This window comes from Citrobacter sp. RHBSTW-00986, from assembly GCF_013783065.1.
Taxonomy (GTDB): domain Bacteria; phylum Pseudomonadota; class Gammaproteobacteria; order Enterobacterales; family Enterobacteriaceae; genus Citrobacter; species Citrobacter braakii.
This window is the reverse complement of sequence record NZ_CP056200.1, coordinates 1,789,442-1,811,808: the sequence shown is the minus strand read 5'-3', so window position 1 is coordinate 1,811,808 and position 22,367 is coordinate 1,789,442. Positions and strand designations below refer to the sequence as shown.

General features: G+C 51.0%; 21 protein-coding genes and 1 riboswitch. Of the genes, 5 read left to right on the top strand and 16 right to left on the bottom strand.

Going from position 1 to position 22,367, the window contains the following annotated elements; genetic code table 11:
* Positions 1-30: 30 nt before the first annotated feature.
* Positions 31-831: a bifunctional hydroxymethylpyrimidine kinase/phosphomethylpyrimidine kinase gene (gene thiD, locus HV345_RS08815; protein WP_049041098.1), complete on the bottom strand. Its 801-nt coding sequence runs from the start codon at positions 829-831 to the stop codon at positions 31-33.
* Positions 828-1,616 carry a hydroxyethylthiazole kinase gene (gene thiM, locus HV345_RS08810; RefSeq protein ID WP_181636506.1) on the bottom strand — a complete coding sequence of 263 codons (789 nt, stop codon included), beginning with the start codon at positions 1,614-1,616 and terminating at the stop codon, positions 828-830. Before thiM ends, thiD begins: the two co-directional genes overlap by 4 nt.
* A 31-nt stretch (positions 1,617-1,647) precedes the next feature.
* Positions 1,648-1,744, bottom strand: a riboswitch (TPP riboswitch).
* A gap of 221 nt (positions 1,745-1,965) precedes the next feature.
* Here thiM and HV345_RS08805 point away from each other — a divergent pair.
* Entirely contained in the window at positions 1,966-2,298 is a 333-nt protein-coding gene (locus tag HV345_RS08805; protein ID WP_019077205.1) for an RcnB family protein, read from the top strand.
* 53 nt (positions 2,299-2,351) lie between these two features.
* On the opposite strand, the gene HV345_RS08800 is transcribed toward HV345_RS08805, so the two are convergent.
* The 6 genes from HV345_RS08800 to apbC form a co-directional block, all read right to left on the bottom strand.
* Positions 2,352-3,335, bottom strand: coding sequence for a fimbrial protein (locus HV345_RS08800; RefSeq protein WP_181636505.1), 984 nt, complete (start codon positions 3,333-3,335; stop codon positions 2,352-2,354).
* Positions 3,336-3,346: 11 nt separating this feature from the next.
* Complete coding sequence (locus tag HV345_RS08795) at positions 3,347-5,833, bottom strand: fimbrial biogenesis outer membrane usher protein (protein WP_181636504.1); 2,487 nt, start codon at positions 5,831-5,833, stop codon at positions 3,347-3,349.
* Positions 5,834-5,846: 13 nt separating this feature from the next.
* Positions 5,847-6,527, bottom strand: a complete 681-nt coding sequence (locus tag HV345_RS08790) for a fimbrial assembly chaperone (RefSeq protein WP_181636503.1) — start codon at positions 6,525-6,527, stop codon at positions 5,847-5,849.
* Positions 6,528-6,590: 63 nt separating this feature from the next.
* A complete protein-coding gene (yehD, locus tag HV345_RS08785) occupies positions 6,591-7,130 on the bottom strand; it encodes a fimbrial protein YehD (protein ID WP_181636502.1) in 540 nt (179 codons plus the stop codon).
* Between the two features lie 272 nt (positions 7,131-7,402).
* Complete coding sequence (locus tag HV345_RS08780) at positions 7,403-7,684, bottom strand: DUF2574 family protein (protein WP_181635340.1); 282 nt, start codon at positions 7,682-7,684, stop codon at positions 7,403-7,405.
* 264 nt (positions 7,685-7,948) lie between these two features.
* Positions 7,949-9,058 (bottom strand): iron-sulfur cluster carrier protein ApbC, encoded by a 1,110-nt coding sequence (gene apbC, locus HV345_RS08775; RefSeq protein WP_016153686.1) that lies wholly within the window; start codon positions 9,056-9,058, stop codon positions 7,949-7,951.
* 164 nt (positions 9,059-9,222) lie between these two features.
* Here apbC and metG point away from each other — a divergent pair, with 164 nt between their 5' ends.
* The gene (gene metG, locus HV345_RS08770; RefSeq protein WP_016156963.1) at positions 9,223-11,256 is read left to right on the top strand and encodes a methionine--tRNA ligase; all 2,034 of its coding nucleotides are present in this window, start codon (positions 9,223-9,225) and stop codon (positions 11,254-11,256) included.
* Between the two features lie 207 nt (positions 11,257-11,463).
* Positions 11,464-11,922 (top strand): YehR family lipoprotein, encoded by a 459-nt coding sequence (locus tag HV345_RS08765; RefSeq protein ID WP_016156964.1) that lies wholly within the window; start codon positions 11,464-11,466, stop codon positions 11,920-11,922.
* A gap of 42 nt (positions 11,923-11,964) precedes the next feature.
* On the opposite strand, the gene HV345_RS08760 is transcribed toward HV345_RS08765, so the two are convergent.
* The 3 genes from HV345_RS08760 to HV345_RS08750 are packed head-to-tail and all read right to left on the bottom strand — an operon-like array spanning position 11,965 to position 14,883.
* Positions 11,965-12,435, bottom strand: a complete 471-nt coding sequence (locus HV345_RS08760) for a DUF1456 family protein (protein ID WP_016153689.1) — start codon at positions 12,433-12,435, stop codon at positions 11,965-11,967.
* Positions 12,436-12,481: 46 nt separating this feature from the next.
* Positions 12,482-13,201: a two-component system response regulator BtsR gene (gene btsR / locus HV345_RS08755; protein WP_016153690.1), complete on the bottom strand. Its 720-nt coding sequence runs from the start codon at positions 13,199-13,201 to the stop codon at positions 12,482-12,484.
* Positions 13,198-14,883, bottom strand: coding sequence for a sensor histidine kinase (locus tag HV345_RS08750; RefSeq protein ID WP_181636501.1), 1,686 nt, complete (start codon positions 14,881-14,883; stop codon positions 13,198-13,200). The genes btsR and HV345_RS08750 overlap by 4 nt, the downstream gene beginning before the upstream one ends.
* Before the next feature lie 225 nt (positions 14,884-15,108).
* Between HV345_RS08750 and mlrA the strand changes: the two genes are divergently transcribed.
* Together mlrA and HV345_RS08740 are read left to right on the top strand one after the other, a co-directional pair.
* The gene (gene mlrA / locus HV345_RS08745; protein ID WP_019077212.1) at positions 15,109-15,840 is read left to right on the top strand and encodes an HTH-type transcriptional regulator MlrA; all 732 of its coding nucleotides are present in this window, start codon (positions 15,109-15,111) and stop codon (positions 15,838-15,840) included.
* Positions 15,841-15,914: 74 nt separating this feature from the next.
* Positions 15,915-16,022, top strand: a complete 108-nt coding sequence (locus HV345_RS08740; RefSeq protein WP_003027354.1) for a protein YohO — start codon at positions 15,915-15,917, stop codon at positions 16,020-16,022.
* On the opposite strand, the gene HV345_RS08735 is transcribed toward HV345_RS08740, so the two are convergent.
* The 5 genes from HV345_RS08735 to bglX form a co-directional block, all read right to left on the bottom strand.
* Positions 16,003-16,734 carry an ABC transporter permease gene (locus HV345_RS08735; RefSeq protein ID WP_181636500.1) on the bottom strand — a complete coding sequence of 244 codons (732 nt, stop codon included), beginning with the start codon at positions 16,732-16,734 and terminating at the stop codon, positions 16,003-16,005. The genes HV345_RS08740 and HV345_RS08735 overlap by 20 nt on opposite strands.
* Complete coding sequence (locus HV345_RS08730) at positions 16,718-17,665, bottom strand: ABC transporter ATP-binding protein (protein WP_016153694.1); 948 nt, start codon at positions 17,663-17,665, stop codon at positions 16,718-16,720. Before HV345_RS08730 ends, HV345_RS08735 begins: the two co-directional genes overlap by 17 nt.
* Positions 17,658-18,824 (bottom strand): ABC transporter permease, encoded by a 1,167-nt coding sequence (locus tag HV345_RS08725; protein WP_047502418.1) that lies wholly within the window; start codon positions 18,822-18,824, stop codon positions 17,658-17,660. Before HV345_RS08725 ends, HV345_RS08730 begins: the two co-directional genes overlap by 8 nt.
* A 15-nt stretch (positions 18,825-18,839) precedes the next feature.
* Entirely contained in the window at positions 18,840-19,757 is a 918-nt protein-coding gene (locus tag HV345_RS08720) for an ABC transporter substrate-binding protein (RefSeq protein WP_065554087.1), read from the bottom strand.
* Between the two features lie 218 nt (positions 19,758-19,975).
* Positions 19,976-22,273 (bottom strand): beta-glucosidase BglX, encoded by a 2,298-nt coding sequence (gene bglX / locus HV345_RS08715; RefSeq protein WP_016153697.1) that lies wholly within the window; start codon positions 22,271-22,273, stop codon positions 19,976-19,978.
* Positions 22,274-22,367 lie beyond the last annotated feature (94 nt).

Sequence of the window (22,367 nt, the reverse complement as noted above, 5' to 3'; positions counted from 1 at the left end):
CTGCAGCCGTTTCTGCAGCCAGTATACTCATTACCACCACGCGTGGAAATGATGCACCGGACCAATTCCCTCACCGACTTCCAGGGTGTCGGCCTGCGCCAATGCCGCTGAAAGCCACAACTTAGCTTCCTGCACTGTCTGTGCCCAGTTGTCATGGCGCGGACGCAGCGCCGCCAGCGCCGCCGATAGCGTACAGCCAGTACCGTGGGTATTTTTGGTCATCACCCTTGGCGCGGTAAAACGCTGCTCGCCATCACGGGTAAAGAGCCAGTCGGGGCTTTGCGCATCCTCCAGATGACCGCCTTTCATCAACACCGCCTCGCAGCCCAGCGCCCGCAGCGCCCTTCCCTGTTCTAACATCTCCTGCTCAGTCTGCGCATGGGGAGCCCCGAGCAGCGCCGCAGCTTCGGGTAAATTTGGGGTGATAATCGAAACCTGCGGCAGCAAATGGGTACGCAGCGTTTCAATCGCCGAAGGAGACAGCAACGGATCGCCGCTTTTCGCCAGCATCACTGTATCCAGCACGACATTTTGCACCCGATGGCGACGCAAGCGTTCGGCGACCGCTTCAACAATATCCGTTTCCGCCAGCATACCGATTTTAGTGGTGTCGATACGCACATCACTGAACACCGAATCCAGTTGTGCGGCGACAAAGTCAGGTTCAATGCGATACACCGACTGCACCCCGCGCGTATTTTGCGCCACCAACGCCGTAATAACCGAGCAGCCGTAAGCGCCAAGCGCCGAGAACGTTTTTAAATCGGCCTGAATACCTGCGCCACCACTTGGATCGGTTCCGGCAATCGTTAATGCGTTAATCCGTTTCATAGTTGCTCCTGCGCGTTGAGGTTATAGAGGGCGTCGATAAATGCCGGGACAAAACTGCCCGGTCCGGTTGATTGCTGAGTGGCTATTTGTCCGGCCTGTTTCATCCAGCTACAGGCGGAGGCGACGTTAGCAAGCCGGTCACCGTGCAGGGCGCAACTGGCCGCAACGACCGCCGACAGCGCGCATCCGGTGCCCACCACGCGCGTCATCAACGGGTCACCCCCGTTCACGCAGACGGTACGCTGACCATCGGTGACATAGTCAATTTCGCCGGTAACCACGACAATGGTCCCAACCTGACGAGCCAGTGCCTGCGCTGCGGGAAGCGCAGCGGCTGCCGTATCGGTCGTATCCACGCCGCGTCCCCCGCCGTTCATACCCGCCAGAGCCAGTATTTCCGAAGCGTTGCCGCGGATAGCTGCAGGCTGTAGCGCCAACAAATCCAGACAGAAGCGACGACGAAACTCCAGCGCCCCCACGGCAACGGGATCGAGCGTCCACGGGGTTTTAGCAAGTTGTGCCCGCTCAACTGCGGCGCGCATCGCCGTAGCCCGTTCCCGGGTTAAGGTGCCGACGTTAATCAGTAATGCACTGGCAATAGACGCGAACTGACTGGCTTCCTCGGGCTCGATTACCATTGCAGGTGATGCGCCCAGCGCCAGCAGCGTATTGGCCGTAAAGCTTTGCACGACCTCGTTGGTCATGCAGTGTGTGAGAGGGGAAAGCGTTCTAAATTGGTGTAAGGTGTGAGCCGCGAGTGTGCGGCTGTGCAGGTCAGGCTGCATGGTTCAGCTCCTGCCCGCGCGAAGAAGGGACACGAGCAGTGTCAGACTTCCCTACGCTGGCATTATCCAGATCAGGTGGTACGGGTATTTCTCAGCCCATCAGCGATGGGGCACCCCGAGTCGTTGAAACACAAGTTTCGGTAACAGAATACTGCCTACGCTTGATGATGTAAATTAGCGCAGCACCATGGCCCTCCACGAAATTACGGGGTAAGGTTGCAGCTAATCTGTACATTCATTTACACTTTTTACGAAATGACTGGCGTGATCACAAAAAAGTTCTTGTCAGATGCCCTATAAGCCAGGAATGATACACGACTGATGTTGATGACCCGAACAGGTAAAGAGGATGGGTATGAAGAATAAAATGTTGCTGGGTGCACTCCTGCTTGCAAGCAGCGTCGTCTGGGCCGCGCCGGCCGCAACAGCTGCTCCCACCGGAATTGATAAGTATGAGTTGAGCGGTTTCATCGCCGACTTTACCCATTTTAAACCTGGTGACACGGTCCCACCGCTGTACCGTACTGACGAATATGCGATTAAGCAATGGAACCAACGCAACCTGCCAGCCCCTACCGCCGGTACCCACTGGACCTACATGGGTGGTGCGTACGTCCTAATCAACGATGCTGACGGTAAGATCATTAAAGCCTACGACGGCGAGATTTTTTATCATCGTTAATAGAAAAAACACGTACTTTCAGCAAGAAAGTACGTGAAATACCCGCAAATCAATTAGTCATAAGATACTGCAAATATCACTTTACTTTGTATTTCACCAGGCAGTAATGATTCCCCTGTCACGCGAACATATTTCGCAGTAATAGGGAAAGTGTACTGATTACTGATTGCTTCCAGTTTGGTCATTCTGTTCATCAGATTATCCCCCTGTTTTAGAGGAGAAGTCGCGGTGCCATTATATATCTGGAACCCCACCCCTTTGGCACCATTCGCTATCGTGTTTTTTAGTATTTTCCCGCTTTCATCCCAGTCACCGCGCACCACCTTAAAAGTGACGGGATTAGTGGTGACGTTATATATACTTTCGCAATTCAATACCAGATTTGTAGAACCCGATTTGGTATTATTAACTGTGAGCATCTCATTCAATGTGGTATCTGGCATTTTAATTTCGTAGCGGGGTAATGAAAACTGACAGGTGGTGGGTTTATGCGTTACTGTAAAGCTTAAATTCTGTGTAAAAGCTGAATTACTCGATAAACGTCCGGTAACCCAGCAATAAAGATAAGCTAACCAGTTTGAAGTACAAGAATTATCAGAGGTAATACTTACTGCCGGGTCGCTCAGACTAAACGCATCACCGGATACTGTCTGCTTAATAGTCCCTGAATTTACATATCTTGCTGAGATGGTGAAATTTTTGGTATCCAGCGCTTCGCCGGCACTAACCGTTTTCTTACCAATACTTACTGGAAAATCATTGCTGGTCAGATTGATATTAATTAAAACCTTCTTGCCGCTGCCTCCCTGAATTGCAACAATGTAATCCTTGAGCGGTGTTGTATAATATAAGCTATCACTGTTGGCTGTACACACTATGTTGCCACTGGAACTGAGATTAATTTGATTTGTTGCTGTTCCAGATGTCATATCCAGATTAATTGTCGTTAACCCGCCATTTTTCGTCTGAAATGTACACCCGGCATCAGCACCAAAGGATGACAGCAGCAAAAATATCAAAAATACGTATCCTTTCATATCTTGCATCCTTATCGGCAAATATAGACTTTATTCTCATCAATCACCCTATCGAAGGTAATTGTACAGAACTGTCCCTGCTGTTTATTAACTGCAACATGTACCGACGCGGGAATGTCGTTAGTGCGAATAAATAACCGGCTACCCTGCCCCACCAGACCAATATTATTACCGATTTCATCTTCCACTTCATAACCGAATGATAACGGAGAGCCGTCCGGACGCTCGGCCAGGAAGTACCAGGGTTTGCGCCGATCGGTTTCAAACTCCGTCATCACGACCGCACCGCGATAGGGTACTGTACCTTTTCGATTGCCCAGTAATGCCACATCGCTATTAGTGTCGGAAAGATCCAGCATCAGCATATTTTCACGGTACGGCGTCAGACTGTCGTAAACCGCGTAACCCCTACTGTTGGTCGTTAGGTAACGATGCCCTTGCACAGCCGCACCCTGTAACCCAGGCGCTTTAACAATGGCGAATGTATCTGAAAGCCGGGGAGTCAGAGCCACGCCCTCAGACCACACCACGATCCCCCCCTGAATATTGCCGCTGGCCTGTTGATACTTATTCGATTGGCTGTAACTACTGCCTACAGTCGCCACTGGCGCGCGCCAGACCATGCTAACGCCCGCCGTTGTCTCGTTCCCCTGTCGTTGCTGACTGAGGTTGGCACCATAGCTGAATTGATCGCGATGACCCGTCACCCCGCTTAAGCTGGTGTTATTCGACTGAAAGCCGTCATTATCAAACGTCGTGGAATTAGAGACGAACAGATCGCGTCGAGGATTGGAAATACCGTCCCCCCACGAGAACGGGATGGAGATATACAGGTTAAAACGCTTATCCTCGTGGTTATCCTCATCGTACGTTTGACTCACGGCAACGGTATAGCTAACTCGCTGCCAGGCGTTAGAGTAGCTAAGCTGATAATCTTTGCCGTTTCCACTGCGTTGCCAATAGTCGCGCCACAGGCCGCTAACCGCCAGGGATCCCCAGTTTTCGGGTAACGCTTGATTTATATTCAGTGAAAAACTGTTCTTGCGGCCAAAGTCGTTTTGATAGTAGTCCGCAATGTCATAAACATCGTTTTTATCGCGATTATAGTTATTTTTATTATTCGCCCACACGTAGTCATTAAAGGTACGATAATCCCGCGAGGAGTAACGATAAGCTGCCAGTGCAAACTGCGTACCGGTCTGCGTGACATATTTGTTCCATGCAACCTGATAGCTCTGACCATCAAAAACATCACCATTATCCTGCTCGCTATGCGATCGCGTGGCGTCTACCGATACTGCGCCAATGGGGGTATTCCAGCCAGTCCCAAGCACAAATGAAGAATAGTTTTGCGACAGCATTGTACCGCCATAGACCGTTAGCAGATTGTTCAGACCATACTGATAACTCCCTTGCAGGAAATCATACTGATTGCCAGCCCCTTCAATATGGCTACGCCCTGCAGCGAAATCATATTTCGATACGCCAGATTGCAGCATATTTGGCACAGATGAAAAAGGCACCAGATAATGAGATATCGAACCGTTAGCCTCTTTCACACTGACATCTAAATCCGAACCGCCACCAGCGAGTTGTAGATCATCAATAGCAAATGGGCCTGGTGGCACTTCTTTCTGGTAAATAACAAAACCATTTTGTTCGATGGTTACCAGGGCGTTGCTCTGGGCAATCCCACGAACTACAGGGGTAAAATTCTGTTTTGAGTTTGGTAACATTTGCATATCGCGCCAGATACGCACACCACGAAAACGTACGGCATCAAAAATATCTGCCCCGGTATACATGTCACCGGCGCGCAATGTACCAAGAATCGACGGCACACCACGTTCCACATATAACGTGTTGCTCTTCCATTTGCCGTTGCCCTCATTACCTTTCGTATAGTTGTCACTTGAATGCAACTGCCACCCCAGCAGGTTCAACCCGCTATTCAGGTTCACATAGCTGCTTTTATCATCACCACCGTGTTTATAATTACTGTAATACTGGCTGGCGTAATAAGAGGTATAAAAAGCGTTCACCCCGCGATCCCAGGTTTCAGGCGGCATATATCCTGGTTCATATTCAACCACATACGCCTGAGGCACGCTTAAATTTAGAATAAACTCCCCAATGTCATAACTAACACTGCCGCCCTGCACTGCTGCACGCAGCGGCACGCAGCCTTCTTGTTTATCCGTTTTAATGTTCCCGGTGCGAATACCAATTTGCTGCAATTGTGCCCAGGACAGACATGTCAGTTCGGGATCGTCTTTAATATCAATATCGTACCGACCACGCCACTTATTATTAAGATAAACATCCATTTCATATATACCGGGCATTGGCTTATCGCCATCAATTTGATAGCGAGAGATTTTCTCACCATTCAAACCACCGATCATAAAGTGGGTATCAAACGTGTCTTCTTCAGCCCATGCGGATGAAGCAGCCAACACCGACAGGATTGACAGTGTAATAGAATTTATCTTTGACATAATCAATCCTTGACTATCTTTCCGTTTTTATTTTTTCACTTAAGTAGTTTCCGTGATCATCAATAAGAGTAACTTTGTAATGATTAACGACAGCAGTGGTGATGACCTTTTTATCTGACCACGGAGCAAGTAATACTGTCTCGCTGTTTATTTTTGAATTACCCACTAGTTCAGGAATAGTAATCCAGTTGGCAGAATTATTTTTGATATTAATGCCACCGCTGATATCTCTGACGCTTAAGCGAGAAAAGCTTTTTTCATCTACACCGGCGATACCCTGCGGGCGATATATAAATTTGATGCGATTCTGCATAGCAAATTTAATCATGTTCTTGCCTTCTGATTCCGCAGAATTAGGAGGAATATCTAACACATTCAGGAAAAAAAGACTTTCACGATCTTCCGGTAGCGTATTTGCCAATTGCTTAATTTTCAGTTGTTGACCAGAGCCTCCGCTGACCTTTGCCACCGGAGGGCTCATTACAAATGGCACGTGGATTTTTTCGGGTGACAGACTGGTATCTCCGTCATCTATCCAGGATTGAACCAGCGAGCTGCGACTGCCTTCATTCATTAATTGCACGGTAATTTCTTTTTTCTGTGCCGGATAAATGACACGGGTGCCGTAAATGTATATGCCGCCCCACGCAGGCATTACTGTACCGGCCAGTAAAAACACGAGTATTTTTTTCATTATAATTATCCTTACTGCGGAAATAATCGGCGGCCGGAGCCGCCGACAAACAGGATAGTCATCTTAATCAGTAACAACAGTCATCGTCAGCGAAGAGGCCACATCACCAGCGGAGACATCGGCAGAACCAATTTTCGCGTAGCGTGCGCTAAAGTTCAGAGTATATTTATTGTCCGCAGTTTTAGTTAACTCAATACCTGTAACGGGGTTAACCTGTTTAGTAAAATCATCACCATAGTAAACGGTGAAGCCAGCACCATTATTTGCTGCGGTATTTCGTGTAATATATTTATTATTGCTGTCAAATTGAGAACTGGAGAAAGTAATTTTTGGTGCTTTACTTCCTGTACATTCAACCGTCAATGGCACGATGGTTTTATTTGAGTATCCTTCATAAACACCACCAGCACTTAAGGCATTTAATCTGTCAGCACCAATTTGGTTCATACCAATGGTCGCAGTGGTATCCCCTGTAAATTTACAGGTGGTCCCTACTACCTTACCAGTAATAATCAGTTCACCCTGATCAGAATCAGCAGCAAAAGCCCCAGCGTTCATAACTACAGCGGACAGAACAGCAGCGGAAATAATTGAACGTTTCATCGTATATTCCTTAATGAATTAACTTCTATTGGTTAAGAGGACTTAACCCGTGAAATTAAATTCGCACACCAGAAACGTTACCGCAATGTAAACGCGTTGTTTTATTGATTTAAAACAAATTGCAAAGCGCAATATAATAGAAACAAATCAGTCGTTTTTTTTATTCTTTTAAATTAATAAATTTACGAGATTAACTGTCGGAATGGAATTCTTCAGAGAAATGTTCAGCCACGCATCATTCACAATAATAATGCATGGCTGATAAAAGACGTTTAATCGTAACGCGTCATCACAATTTGTCGTGTAGCGTCACCGGTGATAGTAACAATTTCAGTTACCGCACCTTTTGTTGGATTGGAAACACCCGCTCTGACGTTTGAAAAGGAAATGGCATTGCCACAGCGTTGCTGCACTTCGTTATTTACAACATCAGTGCTACAGGTGGGTTCAGTTACCCGACCATTGATATTCAGGGTGGCAGTATCTGTGGCGAAAGCAGAAGCGCTCATTCCATAAGCCAAAGTAATAACTCCCAAGAATAAATTTTTTTTCATTACGTTCATTATTCCTGTATCGGTTGGGAAACAGCACACAAGCCGTCTTTCCAGTAGATTATGGATTAACTGCCTCGCTAAGACTAATTGAGATTGTAGATTAATTCGACCAATTTGATCAATTTAAATGATGCATTGAGGGTGTTTATTCAGAAAAAGACATGAATTATACAGTCCGGATAAATAATTGAGTGAGGTTTTTCATCCAATATATTCACCGCATCAATTCATTATTGATACGGTGAATCTTTTTAACGCTATTAATTACACCGCGCGGAAAGCAATTTCACCCGGGATCACTTCCCCTTGCCAGTAGAGCTGGGCAGCGACACGTCCTGCCAGGTCGCGGTAAATGGCGGTAAATTCGCTGTCAGGGCGGCTGATGACCGTCGGCGTACCACGATCCAGGTCTTCACGCAGAGAAATATGCAGCGGCATCTGTCCCAGCAGTTGGGTGTGATACTGCTCAGCCAGTTTCTGCGCGCCACCGGTGCCGAAGATTGGCTCGTGATGACCGCAGTTGCTGCAAATATGCATACTCATATTCTCAACAATACCCAGCACTGGCACTTCGACTTTTTCGAACATCACGATGCCTTTTTTCGCATCGATCAGCGCGATGTCCTGCGGAGTGGTCACCACAACAGCACCCGTGACCGGAATGTTTTGCGCCAGCGTCAACTGGATATCACCCGTACCCGGCGGCATATCCAGTACCAGGTAATCAAGATCCGGCCATAAGGTTTCTTGCAGCATCTGCAGCAGGGCTTTGCTGGCCATCGGGCCACGCCACACCATCGCATTATCGTCAGTAACCAGATAACCAATAGAGTTTGTCGCCAGGCCGTGAGACATGATCGGCGCCATATGGGTACCGTCTGGAGAGGTTGGACGCTGGTTTTCCGCACCGAGCATCGTCGGGATTGACGGGCCATAAATATCGGCGTCCAGTATCCCTACCTTCGCCCCTTCCGCAGCCAGCGCCAGCGCCAGGTTCACGGCAGTAGAGGATTTACCCACGCCACCTTTACCCGAACTGACGGCGATGATGTTTTTTACACCATTAATGCCCGGCTGGTTTTTCACGCGTTTCAGCGTCGCAATGTTATGCGACAGTTTCCAGTCGATCGCTTTCGCACCAGTAATACGCAGCAGATCGGCGCTACATTGCTCTTTTAAGTCCTCAAACGCGCTCTGCCAGACAAACGGCATGACCAGCTCAACGTGCAACGTGTCATCCATCCAGGCGACGTGATGCAACGCTTTAAGCGTCGTCAGATTATGCTTCAGGGTTGAATGCTGAAAATTCGCCAGCGTCCCGGCAACCATCGCGCGCAGGGTCTCTGGTGATTTGGCCTGGGATTGTGCGTTCATCCCGACTCCTTTTTGTTGTTCTGAAAATACAATAGTCACCAGGTAGTTTACTCCAACCGCAACAATTATTCATTTACGGATAAATGCCCTTATCGCTTGGCGCAGTAATTACCATTTTGGTACTATCAAAGCCCTTTTCACTACAAAAGAAGTAATTGCCCACTATGACTCAAGTCGCGAAGAAAATTCTGGTAACGTGCGCGCTGCCGTACGCCAACGGCTCTATCCACCTCGGCCATATGCTGGAGCACATCCAGGCTGATGTCTGGGTCCGTTACCAGCGAATGCGCGGCCACCAGGTTAACTTCATCTGCGCGGACGACGCACACGGTACGCCAATCATGCTGAAAGCACAGCAGCTTGGGATCACGCCAGAGCAGATGATCGGTGAAATGAGTCAGGAGCATCAGACTGATTTTGCGGGTTTTGACATCAGCTATGACAACTACCACTCTACGCACAGCGAAGAGAACCGTGAGCTGTCTGAGCTGATTTATACGCGCCTGAAGGAGAACGGTTTTATTAAGAACCGTACTATCTCCCAGCTTTACGATCCGGAAAAAGGCATGTTCCTGCCGGACCGTTTCGTTAAAGGCACCTGCCCGAAATGTAAATCTCCGGATCAGTATGGCGATAACTGTGAAGTCTGCGGCGCAACCTACAGCCCGACCGAACTTATCGAGCCGAAATCCGTCGTTTCTGGCGCGACGCCGGTAATGCGCGACTCCGAACACTTCTTCTTTGACCTGCCGTCATTCAGCGAGATGCTGCAGGCCTGGACACGCAGCGGCGCGTTGCAGGAGCAGGTCGCCAACAAAATGCAGGAATGGTTCGAATCCGGCCTGCAGCAGTGGGATATTTCCCGCGATGCCCCATACTTCGGTTTTGAAATCCCGGATGCGCCAGGCAAGTACTTCTACGTCTGGCTGGACGCACCAATTGGCTATATGGGTTCGTTCAAAAACCTGTGCGATAAGCGCGGCGACACGACCAGTTTTGATGAGTATTGGAAGAAAGATTCCGACGCCGAGCTGTATCACTTCATCGGTAAAGACATCGTCTACTTCCATAGCCTGTTCTGGCCAGCGATGCTGGAAGGCAGCAACTTCCGTAAGCCGACCAACCTGTTTGTACACGGTTATGTGACGGTAAACGGTGCGAAGATGTCCAAATCTCGCGGTACCTTCATTAAGGCCAGCACCTGGCTGAAGCACTTTGACGCCGACAGCCTGCGTTACTACTACACAGCGAAGCTTTCTTCACGCATTGATGACATCGACCTGAACCTGGAAGACTTCGTTCAGCGTGTAAACGCCGATATCGTCAACAAAGTAGTCAACCTGGCATCACGTAACGCAGGCTTTATCAGCAAGCGTTTTGACGGCGTACTGGCTGCTGAACTGGCCGACCCGGCGTTGTATAAAACCTTCACTGACGCTGCTGCGGTGATTGGCGAAGCATGGGAAAGCCGTGAATTTGGTAAAGCTATCCGTGAAATCATGGCGCTGGCCGATGTGGCAAACCGCTACGTTGACGAACAGGCTCCGTGGGTCGTTGCTAAACAGGAAGGCCGCGATGCCGACCTGCAAGCGATCTGCTCCATGGGTATCAACCTGTTCCGCGTCCTGATGACTTACCTGAAACCGGTTCTGCCAACGCTTGCTGAACGTGTAGAAGCTTTCCTGAACAGCGAGCTGAGCTGGGATGCCATTAAGCAACCGCTGCTCGGTCACAAGGTCAACACCTTTAAGGCGCTCTACAATCGCATCGACATGAAACAAGTTGAAGCGCTGGTGGAAGCGTCGAAAGAAGAAGTGAAGGCCGCTGCCGCACCGGTAACCGGCCCGCTGGCGGATGACCCGATTCAGGAAACCATTACCTTTGACGATTTCGCCAAAGTTGACCTGCGCGTGGCATTGATTGAAAACGCCGAGTTTGTGGAAGGTTCTGACAAACTGCTGCGTCTGACGCTGGATCTCGGTGGCGAGAAGCGTAACGTCTTCTCTGGTATTCGTTCTGCCTATCCGGATCCGCAGACCCTGGTTGGACGTCAGACAATTATGGTTGCTAACCTGGCACCTCGTAAGATGCGCTTCGGCATTTCTGAAGGGATGGTCATGGCGGCAGGTCCTGGCGGGAAAGATATCTTCCTGTTAAGCCCGGACGAAGGCGCAAAACCTGGCCAACAGGTGAAATAAATCAGACATCTCGAGCGCTGCAACTGCAGCGCTTTTTTTGCTGAGTGATTTACCTTTAATCTTAAACACACTCCCCCACTCCATTTTCGGACTGCTTAGCCATCGCTATTAGATTTATTCTATACTGCTCTGCTATTAAGGCCGCCCGGCCCTCATATTCATTGGCGTTATTATTTAGCATTCGATATTCATAAAATGGAGTTTTACATGACAGCGTTACAAAAATTAGTTTCTCTCGCCGTGGCATCGGTTGTGGTTTTTTCTCTGGCGGGTTGTGGTGATAAAGAAGAGACGAAAACATTCAATGCCAATCTTAACGGTTCGGATATCACCGTCTCTTACACCTATAAAGGTGACAAAGTTCTGAAACAAAGCTCCGAAAGTAAAATCAGCTATGCGTCTGTCGGCGCCAGCAATAAAGAGGAAGCCGCAAAAGTATTCGATGCGTTAAGCGCCAAATATCAAAATATTGCAGGCGTAGAAGAAAAGCTCACCTATACAGATACCTACGCGCAGGAAAATGTCACTATCGATATGGAAAAAGTCGATATAAAAGCGTTGCAGGCAATTTCCGGGATGAAGCTTTCTGAGAAAGCCGATAAAAATATCAGCATGAAGCAAATGCAAACGGTAATGGAATCGGCGGGTTTTAAAGAAGTGAAATAACATCCTGGCGACCCGATATTCATCGTGGTCGCCAGCGTCGTTTTACGCTTTCGTTTTGTGCACTCGCGACGTCAAACCCCGCAGGAAATAACGCAGAAACTGATCGCCGCATTCGCGATAGTTCTTATGGTCCGGCGCGCGCATCATGGCGGTAATTTCCGGCATCGACACACGAAACTTCTGCTCGGTCATAATGGCCAGAATATCATCGGTTTTCAGCGAAAAGGCGATACGCAGCTTTTTCAGCACCGTATTGTTGTTAACACGACGCTCAAGCGCCAGTTCCGGCGCAGAATCGTCTTTTCCACGCAGATGATAAATCAGACCGTTTAAAAATCCGGAGAGAATGATATCCGGGCAGCGAATAAACCCGGCTTCATCTTCTTTTGTCATCCAGGTATCAAAACCTGCGGAGGTGGATTCCATGTCAGCAAGCGCAAGAATACGCACCATGTCGTTATTGTTCGCTTTCAGGGTGTAGCGCAGGCTACGAAGAATATCGTTACTTAGCATAGAGCCTTCAACTGTCGGTGATGCAATGGCGCGCAGTGTATCAGTTTTACAGTCCAATCGCCTCTTTTAGACTTTTAAGATAACGGCGACTTACCGGAACTGTCAGCCCGTTGCGTAAAATCAGTTCGGCCTGACCGTTTTCTTCCAGACGGATCTCCCGCAATTGCGCCATATTCACCAGATACTGCCGATGGCAGCGCAGCAAAGGTGTACGGCTTTCCAGCGTTCTGAGCGTCAGTTCGGTGAAACCTTCTTTACCATCGCTGCTGGTCACGTACACGCCACTCATGCGGCTGCTGATAAACGCCACGTCATCCATTTGCAGCAGATAGATTCGGCTGTGGCCGCTGCACGGAATAAACTTCAGCGCCTGCTGATTCTCCGGCAGTAGCGATACATCCTGCTTCGTGCGCTCCTGACGCAAACGGCTCAGCGTTTTTTCCAGTCGCGCCTCTTCAATCGGTTTGAGAAGATAATCAAACGCGTGTTCTTCAAAAGCTTTCACCGCATATTCATCAAAGGCAGTAAGGAAAACAATATACGGACGATGCTCAGGATCAAGCATGCCAACCATTTCCAGACCGCTGATACGTGGCATCTGAATATCAAGGAACAGGACATCCGGACGCAGTTTATGTACCGCGCCGATGGCTTCCACCGCATTCGAACATTCGCCGACGATCTCGATGTCGCTTTGCGCCTGCAACAGGATCCGCAGATTCTCCCGCGCTAACGGTTCGTCATCGACAATCAGCACTTTGATCATGCCAGTTCCTCCAGAGGAAGTCGTAAAGTGATTCGGGTAAAGCGGTCAGGTTCACACGCTACGCTGATGCCAAAATCGTCGCCAAACCGCTCGCGCAGTCGTTTATCAACCAGATTCATACCCAATCCGCTGGCCTCAGACGTTGGCTGATACAACCCGGCGTTATCTTCAATATCCAGCATCAGATACTGCCCTTCACGGCGGGCGGTAATCGACACTTCGCCGGTATCCAGTAGCTGAGAGGTACCGTGCTTAATGGCATTCTCCACAATAGGTTGTAGGGTAAAGGCAGGTAATTGCTGATACGAAAGCGCATCTGGCACCGTCAAAGTCACCTGCAGGCGCGACTGAAATCGCGCCTTTTCAATTTGCAGATAGGCATTAACGTGCTCAATTTCATCAGCCAGCGTCACAATCTCCGACGGACGTTTTAAGTTTTTGCGAAAGAACGTCGACAGATACTGCACCAGTTGGCTGGCCTGCTCGCTATCACATCGGATCACGGCTTTGATGGTGTTGAGCGCATTAAACAAAAAATGGGGGTTCACCTGTGCATGCAGGAGTTTGATTTCCGACTGCGTGAGCATCGCTTTTTGCCGCTCATACTGCCCGGCCAGAATCTGCGCCGAAAGCAACTGGGCGATCCCTTCCCCCAGCGTGCGGTTGATCGAGCTAAAGAGGCGGTTTTTGGCTTCATACAGTTTGATGGTCCCCATCACCCGCTGGTTTTCCCCCCGCAAAGGGATCACCAGCGTCGAGCCTAATTTGCATTGCGGGTGCAAAGAGCAGCGGTAAGGGACTTCATTCCCATCGGCATACACCACCTCTCCGGTTTCTATCGCCCGTTGGGTGTACGACGACGAAATAGGTTTTCCGGGTAGATGGTGATCGTCACCAATGCCGGTAAATGCCAGCAGCTTCTCGCGGTCGGTAATTGCCACAGCACCGATATCCAGCTCTTCATACAGCACCTGAGCGACCTTCATGCTGTTAACCTCGTTAAACCCCTGGCGCAAAATACCCTCCGTTGAGGCGGCAACTTTGAGCGCAGTGGCGGAAAAAGCAGAGGTATATTTTTCAAACATCGCCCGTTTATCGAGCAAAATACGCATAAATAAGGCTGCACCCACGGTATTCGTCACCATCATCGGCGCGGCGATATTACTGACCAGCCGAAACGCATCGTCAAACGGCCGGGCGATTAACAAGATGATCAGCATCTGCACCAGTTCGGCGACAAAAGTAATGGCACCCGCGGTCAGTGGGCTAAAGACTTTATCGGTACGGCCACGACGGGTGAGCACGCTGTGCACCAGCCCGCCGAGCAAACCTTCCACAATGGTCGAAATCATGCAACTGAGCGCCGTCATTCCGCCCATTGAATAGCGATGTAAGCCACCGGTTAGACCGACCAAACCGCCGACCACCGGCCCGCCAAGCAGCCCGCCCATCACCGCGCCGATAGCACGGGTATTAGCAATAGAATCATCAATGTGCAGCCCGAAATAGGTGCCCAAAATGCAGAAAATGGAAAAGGTAACGTAGCAAAGCAGCTTGTGCGGGAGCCGGATCGTGACCTGCATCAGCGGGATAAACAAACGCGTTTTGCTCATGAGCCACGCGATAACGAGAAACACACACATCTGCTGAAGCAGCAGCAACACCAGATTAAACTCGTACATACCTGCCAACCACACATCACTTAAAAGCGCGTAACATACATGGGCTGCGCGTAACTTTCTTTGAAGTGTTGCAAAAAAAAAGGAATTTGTGAGAACGATCACTCGAAAGCGCGAGCATGACTACAAATTCACCCATTTGTTGATCAAAAAACAGACAAAACTACCTGGTTCGCAAAAGAGCGTCTAAAGTAAAACTGGGACCTCGCGAGCATAAGTGAGACGACGATGGCGCTTTACACAATAGGTGAAGTGGCTTTGCTTTGTGATATCAACCCTGTCACTTTACGCGCGTGGCAGAGGCGTTATGGATTACTGAAACCGCAGCGAACAGACGGCGGGCATCGCCTGTTTAACGACGCGGATATCGATCGGATCCGTGAGATAAAACGCTGGATAAATAACGGCGTTCAGGTCAGTAAGGTAAAAATGTTGCTCAGTAATGAGAACATTGATGTGCATAACGGCTGGCGCGAACAGCAAGAGACGCTGTTGAGCTATTTGCAAAGTAATAATCTGCATAGCCTCAGGATGTGGATCAAAGAGCGCGGTCAGGATTATCCCGCACAAACGCTCAACACCCATTTGTTCATTCCGTTACGCCGTCGCCTGCAATGTCAGCAGCCGATCCTGCAGGCGTTACTGGGGATCCTCGACGGTGTCCTCATCAACTACATCGCGATTTGTCTGGCCTCGGCGCGCAAGAAACAGGGGAAAGATGCCCTGGTTGTCGGCTGGAACATTCATGATACCACCCGCTTATGGCTGGAGGGTTGGGTAGCCAGCCAGCAGGGATGGCGCGTTGACGTCCTCGCCCACTCGCTAAACCAATTGCGACCAGAGCTGTTTGAAGGGCGAACCTTACTGGTCTGGTGCGGCGAAAGCCAAACGCCTGCTCAGCAACAACAACTGAACGAATGGCGCGCGTTAGGTCACGATATTTATTCGCTCGGTATTTAAAGCCAACCAGGATCGGCTCTTAATATTCTGTTAACAAACGTGTACAATCCTTAGATTCACATAAGGAGTGCATAATGAGCGCAGCTAAAATCGGTGTCATTACCCTCTTCCTGCTGATGGCCATCGGCGGTATCGGCGGCGTCATGCTGGCAGGCTACACATTCATTTTACGTGCCGGGTAAGGTGGCTCGCTAATCGCTCAAACCCGCGGTCAACTATCACCGCAGCCAGCGCGACCAGCAGCGCCCCCTGAATCACATAGGCGGTATTGAACCCGCTCAGTCCGATGATAATCGGCGTGCCCAGCGTGTTCGCCCCGACGGTTGAGGCTATCGTAGCGGTGCCAATATTAATAATCACCGACGTGCGAATTCCCGCCAGAATAACCGGTGCCGCCAGCGGCAACTCCACTTTCCGCAGCCGCTGGCCCTGACTCATGCCCATTCCGCTGGCAATATCCATCGCGCTGGGAGAAATTCCACCGAGTCCTGCCAGAGTTGCCTGCAAGATTGGTAACACGCCATACAAAATCAGTGCGATAATCGCGGGTTCAAGCCCAAACCCCATCACCGGTACGGCGATCGCCAGCACGGCGACCGGAGGAAATGTCTGCCCCACGGCGGCAATCGTTTCCACCATCGGCCTGAATTCCGCGCCCCAGGGCCGGGTTACCGCTATTCCCGCTCCAGTGCCAATGATGACGGCAATAAGGCTTGAAATCCCCACCAACGCAAAATGACTCAACGCCAGCGCCGTAAAACTTTCCTGCTGATACACGGGACGCGGCAGCGCCGGAAATAGCGAACTAAACAGGGCCTGACTGTGAGGCAACCCAACCAACAGGATCAGAAACAGCGCAACAAGCCATAGCAATGGATCAGCAAGACGTTTCACGGGTCGGCGTCTCCGAAAGCAAATCGCGAAAATGAAGCGTCCCGCAGGGCAACCCCTGCGGCGTCACGACCGGCAAAACATCGCAGCCACGCGCCACGAACACCGACAATGCATCACGTAGCGTCATCTCATCCACCAGCGGCTCGCCGTCTGAGTGTTCACCGCGACGGATAAAATCCCCTACCGTACGCAGCGACAACAGCCTTACGCCCAGTTCACTGCGGCCAAAAAAAGTTTGCACGAAATCATTCGCTGGCGCAGTGAGCATCGACAGCGGCGTGCCTTGCTTCACAACTTTTCCCGCATCCATCAAAATCAGATGCTCCGCCAGTCTCAGCGCCTCGTCGATATCATGCGTCACCAGCACAATGGTACGTCCCAATAAACGATGGATACGCGTCATCTCCTGCTGCAGCGCGCCGCGGGTGACCGGGTCCAGCGCGCCAAAAGGCTCATCCATCAGTAGCACCTGCGGATCTGCGGCCAACGCACGCGCAACTCCAACCCGCTGCTGTTGTCCACCGGAAAGCTGATGCGGATAACGGTGGCGTAAACTCGCCTCAAGGCCCAGCAGCGCCATTAGTTCATCTGTTCGGTCATCAATACGTGAACGTGACCACTTTTGCAGCTGCGGTACGGTGGCAATATTCTGCGCGACGGTCCAGTGGGGAAACAAACCAATAGACTGAATCGCGTACCCCATGCGCCGTCGTAACTCCAGCACCGGCAGGCTGCGGATCTCCTCCCCGGCGAAACGGATCTGCCCGCTGTCATGTTCAACCAGCCGGTTGATCATCTTTAGCGTGGTAGACTTGCCCGAACCTGACGTGCCAATTAATACCGAAAAGCTGCCCTCTCCTAACTGCAGGTTCAGGTCATCGACGGCTTTTTGCTGGCCATAGGTTTTACTGACATGGCGAAATTCAATCATTATTCGATACCTTTAGCAGCGCGATCCCTAAATCAAACAGCGCATCAATCAACACAGCCAGCACAACGACCGGGATCACGCCCAACAGCACTAAATCAACGGCGCTACTGAGCAATCCCTGAAAGACCAGCGCGCCAAATCCCCCTGCACCAATCAGCGCGGCTATCACCGCCATTCCCACCGTCTGGACCATCACCACTCGCAAACTGCGCAAGAAGACCGGCAGCGCCAGTGGAAACTGCACCGAGATAAACCGCTGACGCGCGCTCATCCCCATCGCCCGGGCGCTTTCAAGTACATCGCGTGGAACCTGATTCAACCCAGCCACTACGCCGCGAACCAGCGGTAAGAGCGCATACAGCACCAACGCAATAAGCGCAGGCGTCAGACCGGTTCCCGCTACGCCAAGCGAACCCAGCAAGGGAAAGTGCTTCACCAGTCCGGCAAGCGGCGCAATTAACAGGCCAAACAGCGCGACGGAGGGAATAGTCTGGATGATGTTCAGTACCGCGAATACCGGCCCCTGACGGGAGACAGAAAAAGTACACCAGACGCCCAGCGGCACGCCAATGAGCAGCGCGGGCACCACGGTAGCGAACAGAATCGTCAGATGCTGCGCCAGCGCGTCGTTAAAGACATCCTGGCGATTGGCATATTCTTTAAGCAGAGAAAGATCGTTAAACGTACCGGAGAGCAGTAACACCAGCGGCAAAATGAATATTTGTGCGTGCAATAACCAACGCCACGACGCCCGTTCGGTGATGCGACGAATGGCGTCACTGGCTGCCAGCAGCATCAATCCCAGCCCTAACCAGAACCCGCTGCCCAGGCTGGTTCTGGCCAGCGGACTACCCGTCTGGGCCAAATACGTTGCCGTTGTGCCGGCGATGACCAGCGCTGCAATCACCAACAGTTGGCTAACGATAAGCGTCAATATATTGCCGGATTTTCCCGGTACAAAGCACAGAAGAAACAGCAGCACACAGGCCGCCGCTAATCCCCACGCCATGTCGGGTTGGATATCCCAGATTTGACGACCTTCACCGGAAACCAGGCGATTGGGAGCATAGCTGATGAAAGGAAGCGCTGCCGCCGCGATGGTAAGAAACACCAGCAGCAACAGCACCCGATTTACTGAAATATTCGACAAAACACCCACCTGCTGCAAACTCCGTTACTTCACCCATCCTTTTTGCTTCAGGTAGTCTGCTGCGACTTTTTTCGCATCCAGCCCCTCCACGGCGATACTGGCATTCAGCCGTTGCAGCGTTTTTTCATCCAGGCTGGCAAATACCGGTTGTAGCCATTCTGCCATTTGCGGGTAGTCCTGCAGCACTGATTCACGCACAACGGGCGCTGGCGCATAAATGGGCTGTACGCCTTGCGGATCGCTTAATGTTTGCAGACCAAGCGCCGCAACCGGACCGTCGGTACCGTAGGCCATCGCTGCATTGACCCCTGAGGTCTGCTGCGCCGCCGCTTTAATCGTCACCGCGGTATCCCCCCCCGCCAGCGACAACAGCTGATTCTGATTCAGTTTGAAATCATAGGCTTTTTCAAAAGCAGGCAGCGCGTCAGCCCGTTCGATAAATTCCGCAGAGGCGGCAAGTTTGAACGTCCCCCCGTCTTTCAGGTAACGGCCTAAATCGGCAAGGGACTCAAGCTTATTCTTTTGTGCGATATCCTGGCGAACCGCAATGGTCCAGGTGTTGTTGGCGGGCGCAGGCGTTAGCCAGATCAGCTTATTTTGCTCTGCGTCCAGCTTTTTCACTTTGTCATAACCGGCCTGCGCATTTTTCCACGCAGGATCATTCTCATCTTTAAAAAAGAATGCGCCATTGCCGGTATATTCCGGATAAATATCCAGTTCACCAGAGGTGATTGCCCCACGCACCACCGGAGTGGTACCCAGCTGTACTTTATTAACGGTTTTCACGCCGTGACTTTCGAGCACCTGCAAAATAATGTTGCCGAGCAGCGCCCCTTCGGTATCTATTTTTGAACCGACCGTGACGGGTGACGCGGCCTGTAAGGGCAAGCTGATCGCGGCTAATAACGCCAGCGAACCCACCCAAACTTTTGAAATTATCATGCTGCACTCCTCATTCTTTTACGGCCCTTTTCAGAGACTTGAGGAAAAAGCATAGTCGAAAAATCAAGCCTTAACCTGGCAATTGGGTAGTAACACTGAGAGTTACTCGCGGTAAGGCGATAATACAATAAAAAAAATCCGGCAAACCCAAAGTGAGTTTACCGGATGGTACGATTTCGCAGGCCTGATAAGCGTCACGCTATCAGGCATGATATCAATTACAGCAGTTCAAATTCGCCCTGCTTCACTCTGGCAGAATCCACGCCGATAAAGACGTTGAACTTGCCCGGTTCGGCATCGTATTGCATACGCTGGTTCCAGAATTTCAGCGCTTCAACATCAATTGGGAAGCTAACGGTTTGGGTTTCACCCGGCTTAAGATTCACCTTCTCAAAACCTTTCAGCTGTTTTACCGGACGACTCATTGAAGCGGTAACATCCTGCAAATACATCTGAATCACCGTCGCACCTTCGCGTTTGCCGGTGTTGGTCACCTGCACGCTGGCCGTCACGGTCCCGTCACGCTTCATCGTCGGAGAAGAGAGTTTCACATCAGAAACCGTGAATGTGGTGTAGCTCAGGCCATAGCCAAAGGGATACAACGGACCGTTCGCTTCGTCAAAGTAGCGCGACGTGTACTTATTCGGCTTATCGGCATTATACGGGCGACCGGTATTGAGATGGCTGTAATAAACCGGGATCTGTCCGACAGAGCGCGGGAAAGACATCGGCAACTTGCCTGACGGGTTGTAATCGCCAAATAGCACATCGGCGATGGCGTTACCGCCTTCCGTCCCGGCAAACCAGGTTTCGAGGATCGCATCGGCCTGTTGATCTTCCTTAACCAGCGCCAGCGGACGACCGTTCATCAGTACCAGAACCAGCGGTTTACCCGTGGCTTTCAGCGCGGTAATCAGGTCACGCTGACTCTGCGGAATGGTGATATCGGTGCGGCTGGAGGCTTCATGCGCCATTCCCTGCGCTTCACCAACTACCGCGACCACCACGTCAGACTGCTTCGCGGCGTTAACGGCTTCATCAATCATCGCCTGCGGCGAACGCGGGTCAACCTTCACCGCCTCTTCATACTGGTTGAGGAAGTCGACAATGCCTTTGTCGTTGGTGATGTTCGCCCCTTTGGCGTATACCACTTTGCCCTGCTCGCCGATGGCATTTTTAATCCCCGTCAGCACCGTTACTGACTGATCGGCAACCCCGGCAGCAGACCAACTGCCCATCACATCACGCTTGCTGTCGGCCAGCGGACCGACAACCGCTACGGTGGCGGATTTTTTCAGCGGCAATGTTTCCAGACGGTTTTTCAGCAGCACCAGGCTTTCACGCGCCACTTCACGCGCCTCTTTACGATGCAAACGGCTTTCCGCGTTGGTGTCCTGCGGGTCAGATTCTTTGGCCCCCAGATGGCTGTACGGATCGTTAAACAGCCCCATATCATATTTCACGTTCAGCACATGACGCGCAGCGTCGTCCAGCTCCGCCATCGTCACCTTACCTGACTTAATCAACCCCGGCAGGTATTTGCTGTAATACTCATCGCTCATGCTCATGTTGATGCCGGACTTGATCGCCACACGCACCGCATCTTCAGGATCGGCGGCAGTGCCGTGCTTAATCAGTTCCTTAATCGCGCCATGATCGGAAACGGTAATGCCCTTAAAGCCCCACTCATCGCGCAGGACGTCTTTTAACAGCCATGCATCCGAAGTCGCCGGCGTGCCGTTCAGCGAATTAAGCCCCACCATCACCGCACCGCTACCGGCGTCCAGTCCGGCTTTGTAGGGTGGCATATAGTCGTTGAACAAACGCTGCGGGCTCATATCGACGGTGTTGTATTCCTTGCCGCCTTCAACCGCGCCATAGGCGGCATAGTGCTTGACGCTGGTCATCACCGAATAGCGATCGGCCGGGCTTTTACCCTGCATCGCTTCCACCATGGTTTTGCCCATCGTAGCGGTCAAATACGTATCTTCGCCAAACCCTTCCGAGGCGCGGCCCCAGCGCGGATCGCGCGAGACATCGACCATCGGCGCCCAGGTCATATTCAGACCATCATCGGCGGCTTCATACGCAGACACCCGACCAACGGTTCTGACCGCATCGAGATTAAAGGAGGATGCCAGACCGAGACTTATCGGGAATACGGTACGCTGACCGTGCAATACGTCGTAGGCAAAAAAGAGAGGGATTTTCAGGCGGCTGAGATCCATCACCTGATCCTGCATTTTGCGGATATCCTGGCGCGTGACGGTGTTAAAAATTGCCCCAACTTGCCCGTCTTTGATCATCTCGCGGATTGCTTCTTTCGGGTTATCAGGCCCGACGCTTATCAAACGGAGTTGCCCAATCTTCTCATCCACGGTCATCTGCTTGAGTAAATCGGTAACGAAGGCATCCCGCGCCTCTGGCGTCAGTGGATGGTTACCAAACAGAGTGTCCGCCAACGCTGGTTGCAATGCCAGACTCACCGCGACACCTACAGAACATAGCCATTTCATGTTGATTCTCTCTTTATTTTTTCCCGACGAGGCAGCGAAAATATAACAAAAACCGCAGTTTGCCGTAAGACTAAACGGGAGCGATAAAGAAAGC

Coding starts and splice junctions, on each gene's coding strand:
- HV345_RS08720 (WP_065554087.1), bottom strand. CDS start 19,757: ATGATAATTTCAAAAGTTTGGGTGGGTTCGCTGGCGTTATTAGCCGCG.
- HV345_RS08750 (WP_181636501.1), bottom strand. CDS start 14,883: ATGTACGAGTTTAATCTGGTGTTGCTGCTGCTTCAGCAGATGTGTGTG.
- HV345_RS08730 (WP_016153694.1), bottom strand. CDS start 17,665: ATGATTGAATTTCGCCATGTCAGTAAAACCTATGGCCAGCAAAAAGCC.
- yehD (WP_181636502.1), bottom strand. CDS start 7,130: ATGAAACGTTCAATTATTTCCGCTGCTGTTCTGTCCGCTGTAGTTATG.
- HV345_RS08790 (WP_181636503.1), bottom strand. CDS start 6,527: ATGAAAAAAATACTCGTGTTTTTACTGGCCGGTACAGTAATGCCTGCG.
- mlrA (WP_019077212.1), top strand. CDS start 15,109: ATGGCGCTTTACACAATAGGTGAAGTGGCTTTGCTTTGTGATATCAAC.
- HV345_RS08740 (WP_003027354.1), top strand. CDS start 15,915: ATGAGCGCAGCTAAAATCGGTGTCATTACCCTCTTCCTGCTGATGGCC.
- metG (WP_016156963.1), top strand. CDS start 9,223: ATGACTCAAGTCGCGAAGAAAATTCTGGTAACGTGCGCGCTGCCGTAC.
- HV345_RS08800 (WP_181636505.1), bottom strand. CDS start 3,335: ATGAAAGGATACGTATTTTTGATATTTTTGCTGCTGTCATCCTTTGGT.
- btsR (WP_016153690.1), bottom strand. CDS start 13,201: ATGATCAAAGTGCTGATTGTCGATGACGAACCGTTAGCGCGGGAGAAT.
- HV345_RS08805 (WP_019077205.1), top strand. CDS start 1,966: ATGGGTATGAAGAATAAAATGTTGCTGGGTGCACTCCTGCTTGCAAGC.
- thiD (WP_049041098.1), bottom strand. CDS start 831: ATGAAACGGATTAACGCATTAACGATTGCCGGAACCGATCCAAGTGGT.
- HV345_RS08765 (WP_016156964.1), top strand. CDS start 11,464: ATGACAGCGTTACAAAAATTAGTTTCTCTCGCCGTGGCATCGGTTGTG.
- bglX (WP_016153697.1), bottom strand. CDS start 22,273: ATGAAATGGCTATGTTCTGTAGGTGTCGCGGTGAGTCTGGCATTGCAA.
- HV345_RS08780 (WP_181635340.1), bottom strand. CDS start 7,684: ATGAAAAAAAATTTATTCTTGGGAGTTATTACTTTGGCTTATGGAATG.
- thiM (WP_181636506.1), bottom strand. CDS start 1,616: ATGCAGCCTGACCTGCACAGCCGCACACTCGCGGCTCACACCTTACAC.
- HV345_RS08795 (WP_181636504.1), bottom strand. CDS start 5,833: ATGTCAAAGATAAATTCTATTACACTGTCAATCCTGTCGGTGTTGGCT.
- apbC (WP_016153686.1), bottom strand. CDS start 9,058: ATGAACGCACAATCCCAGGCCAAATCACCAGAGACCCTGCGCGCGATG.
- HV345_RS08760 (WP_016153689.1), bottom strand. CDS start 12,435: ATGCTAAGTAACGATATTCTTCGTAGCCTGCGCTACACCCTGAAAGCG.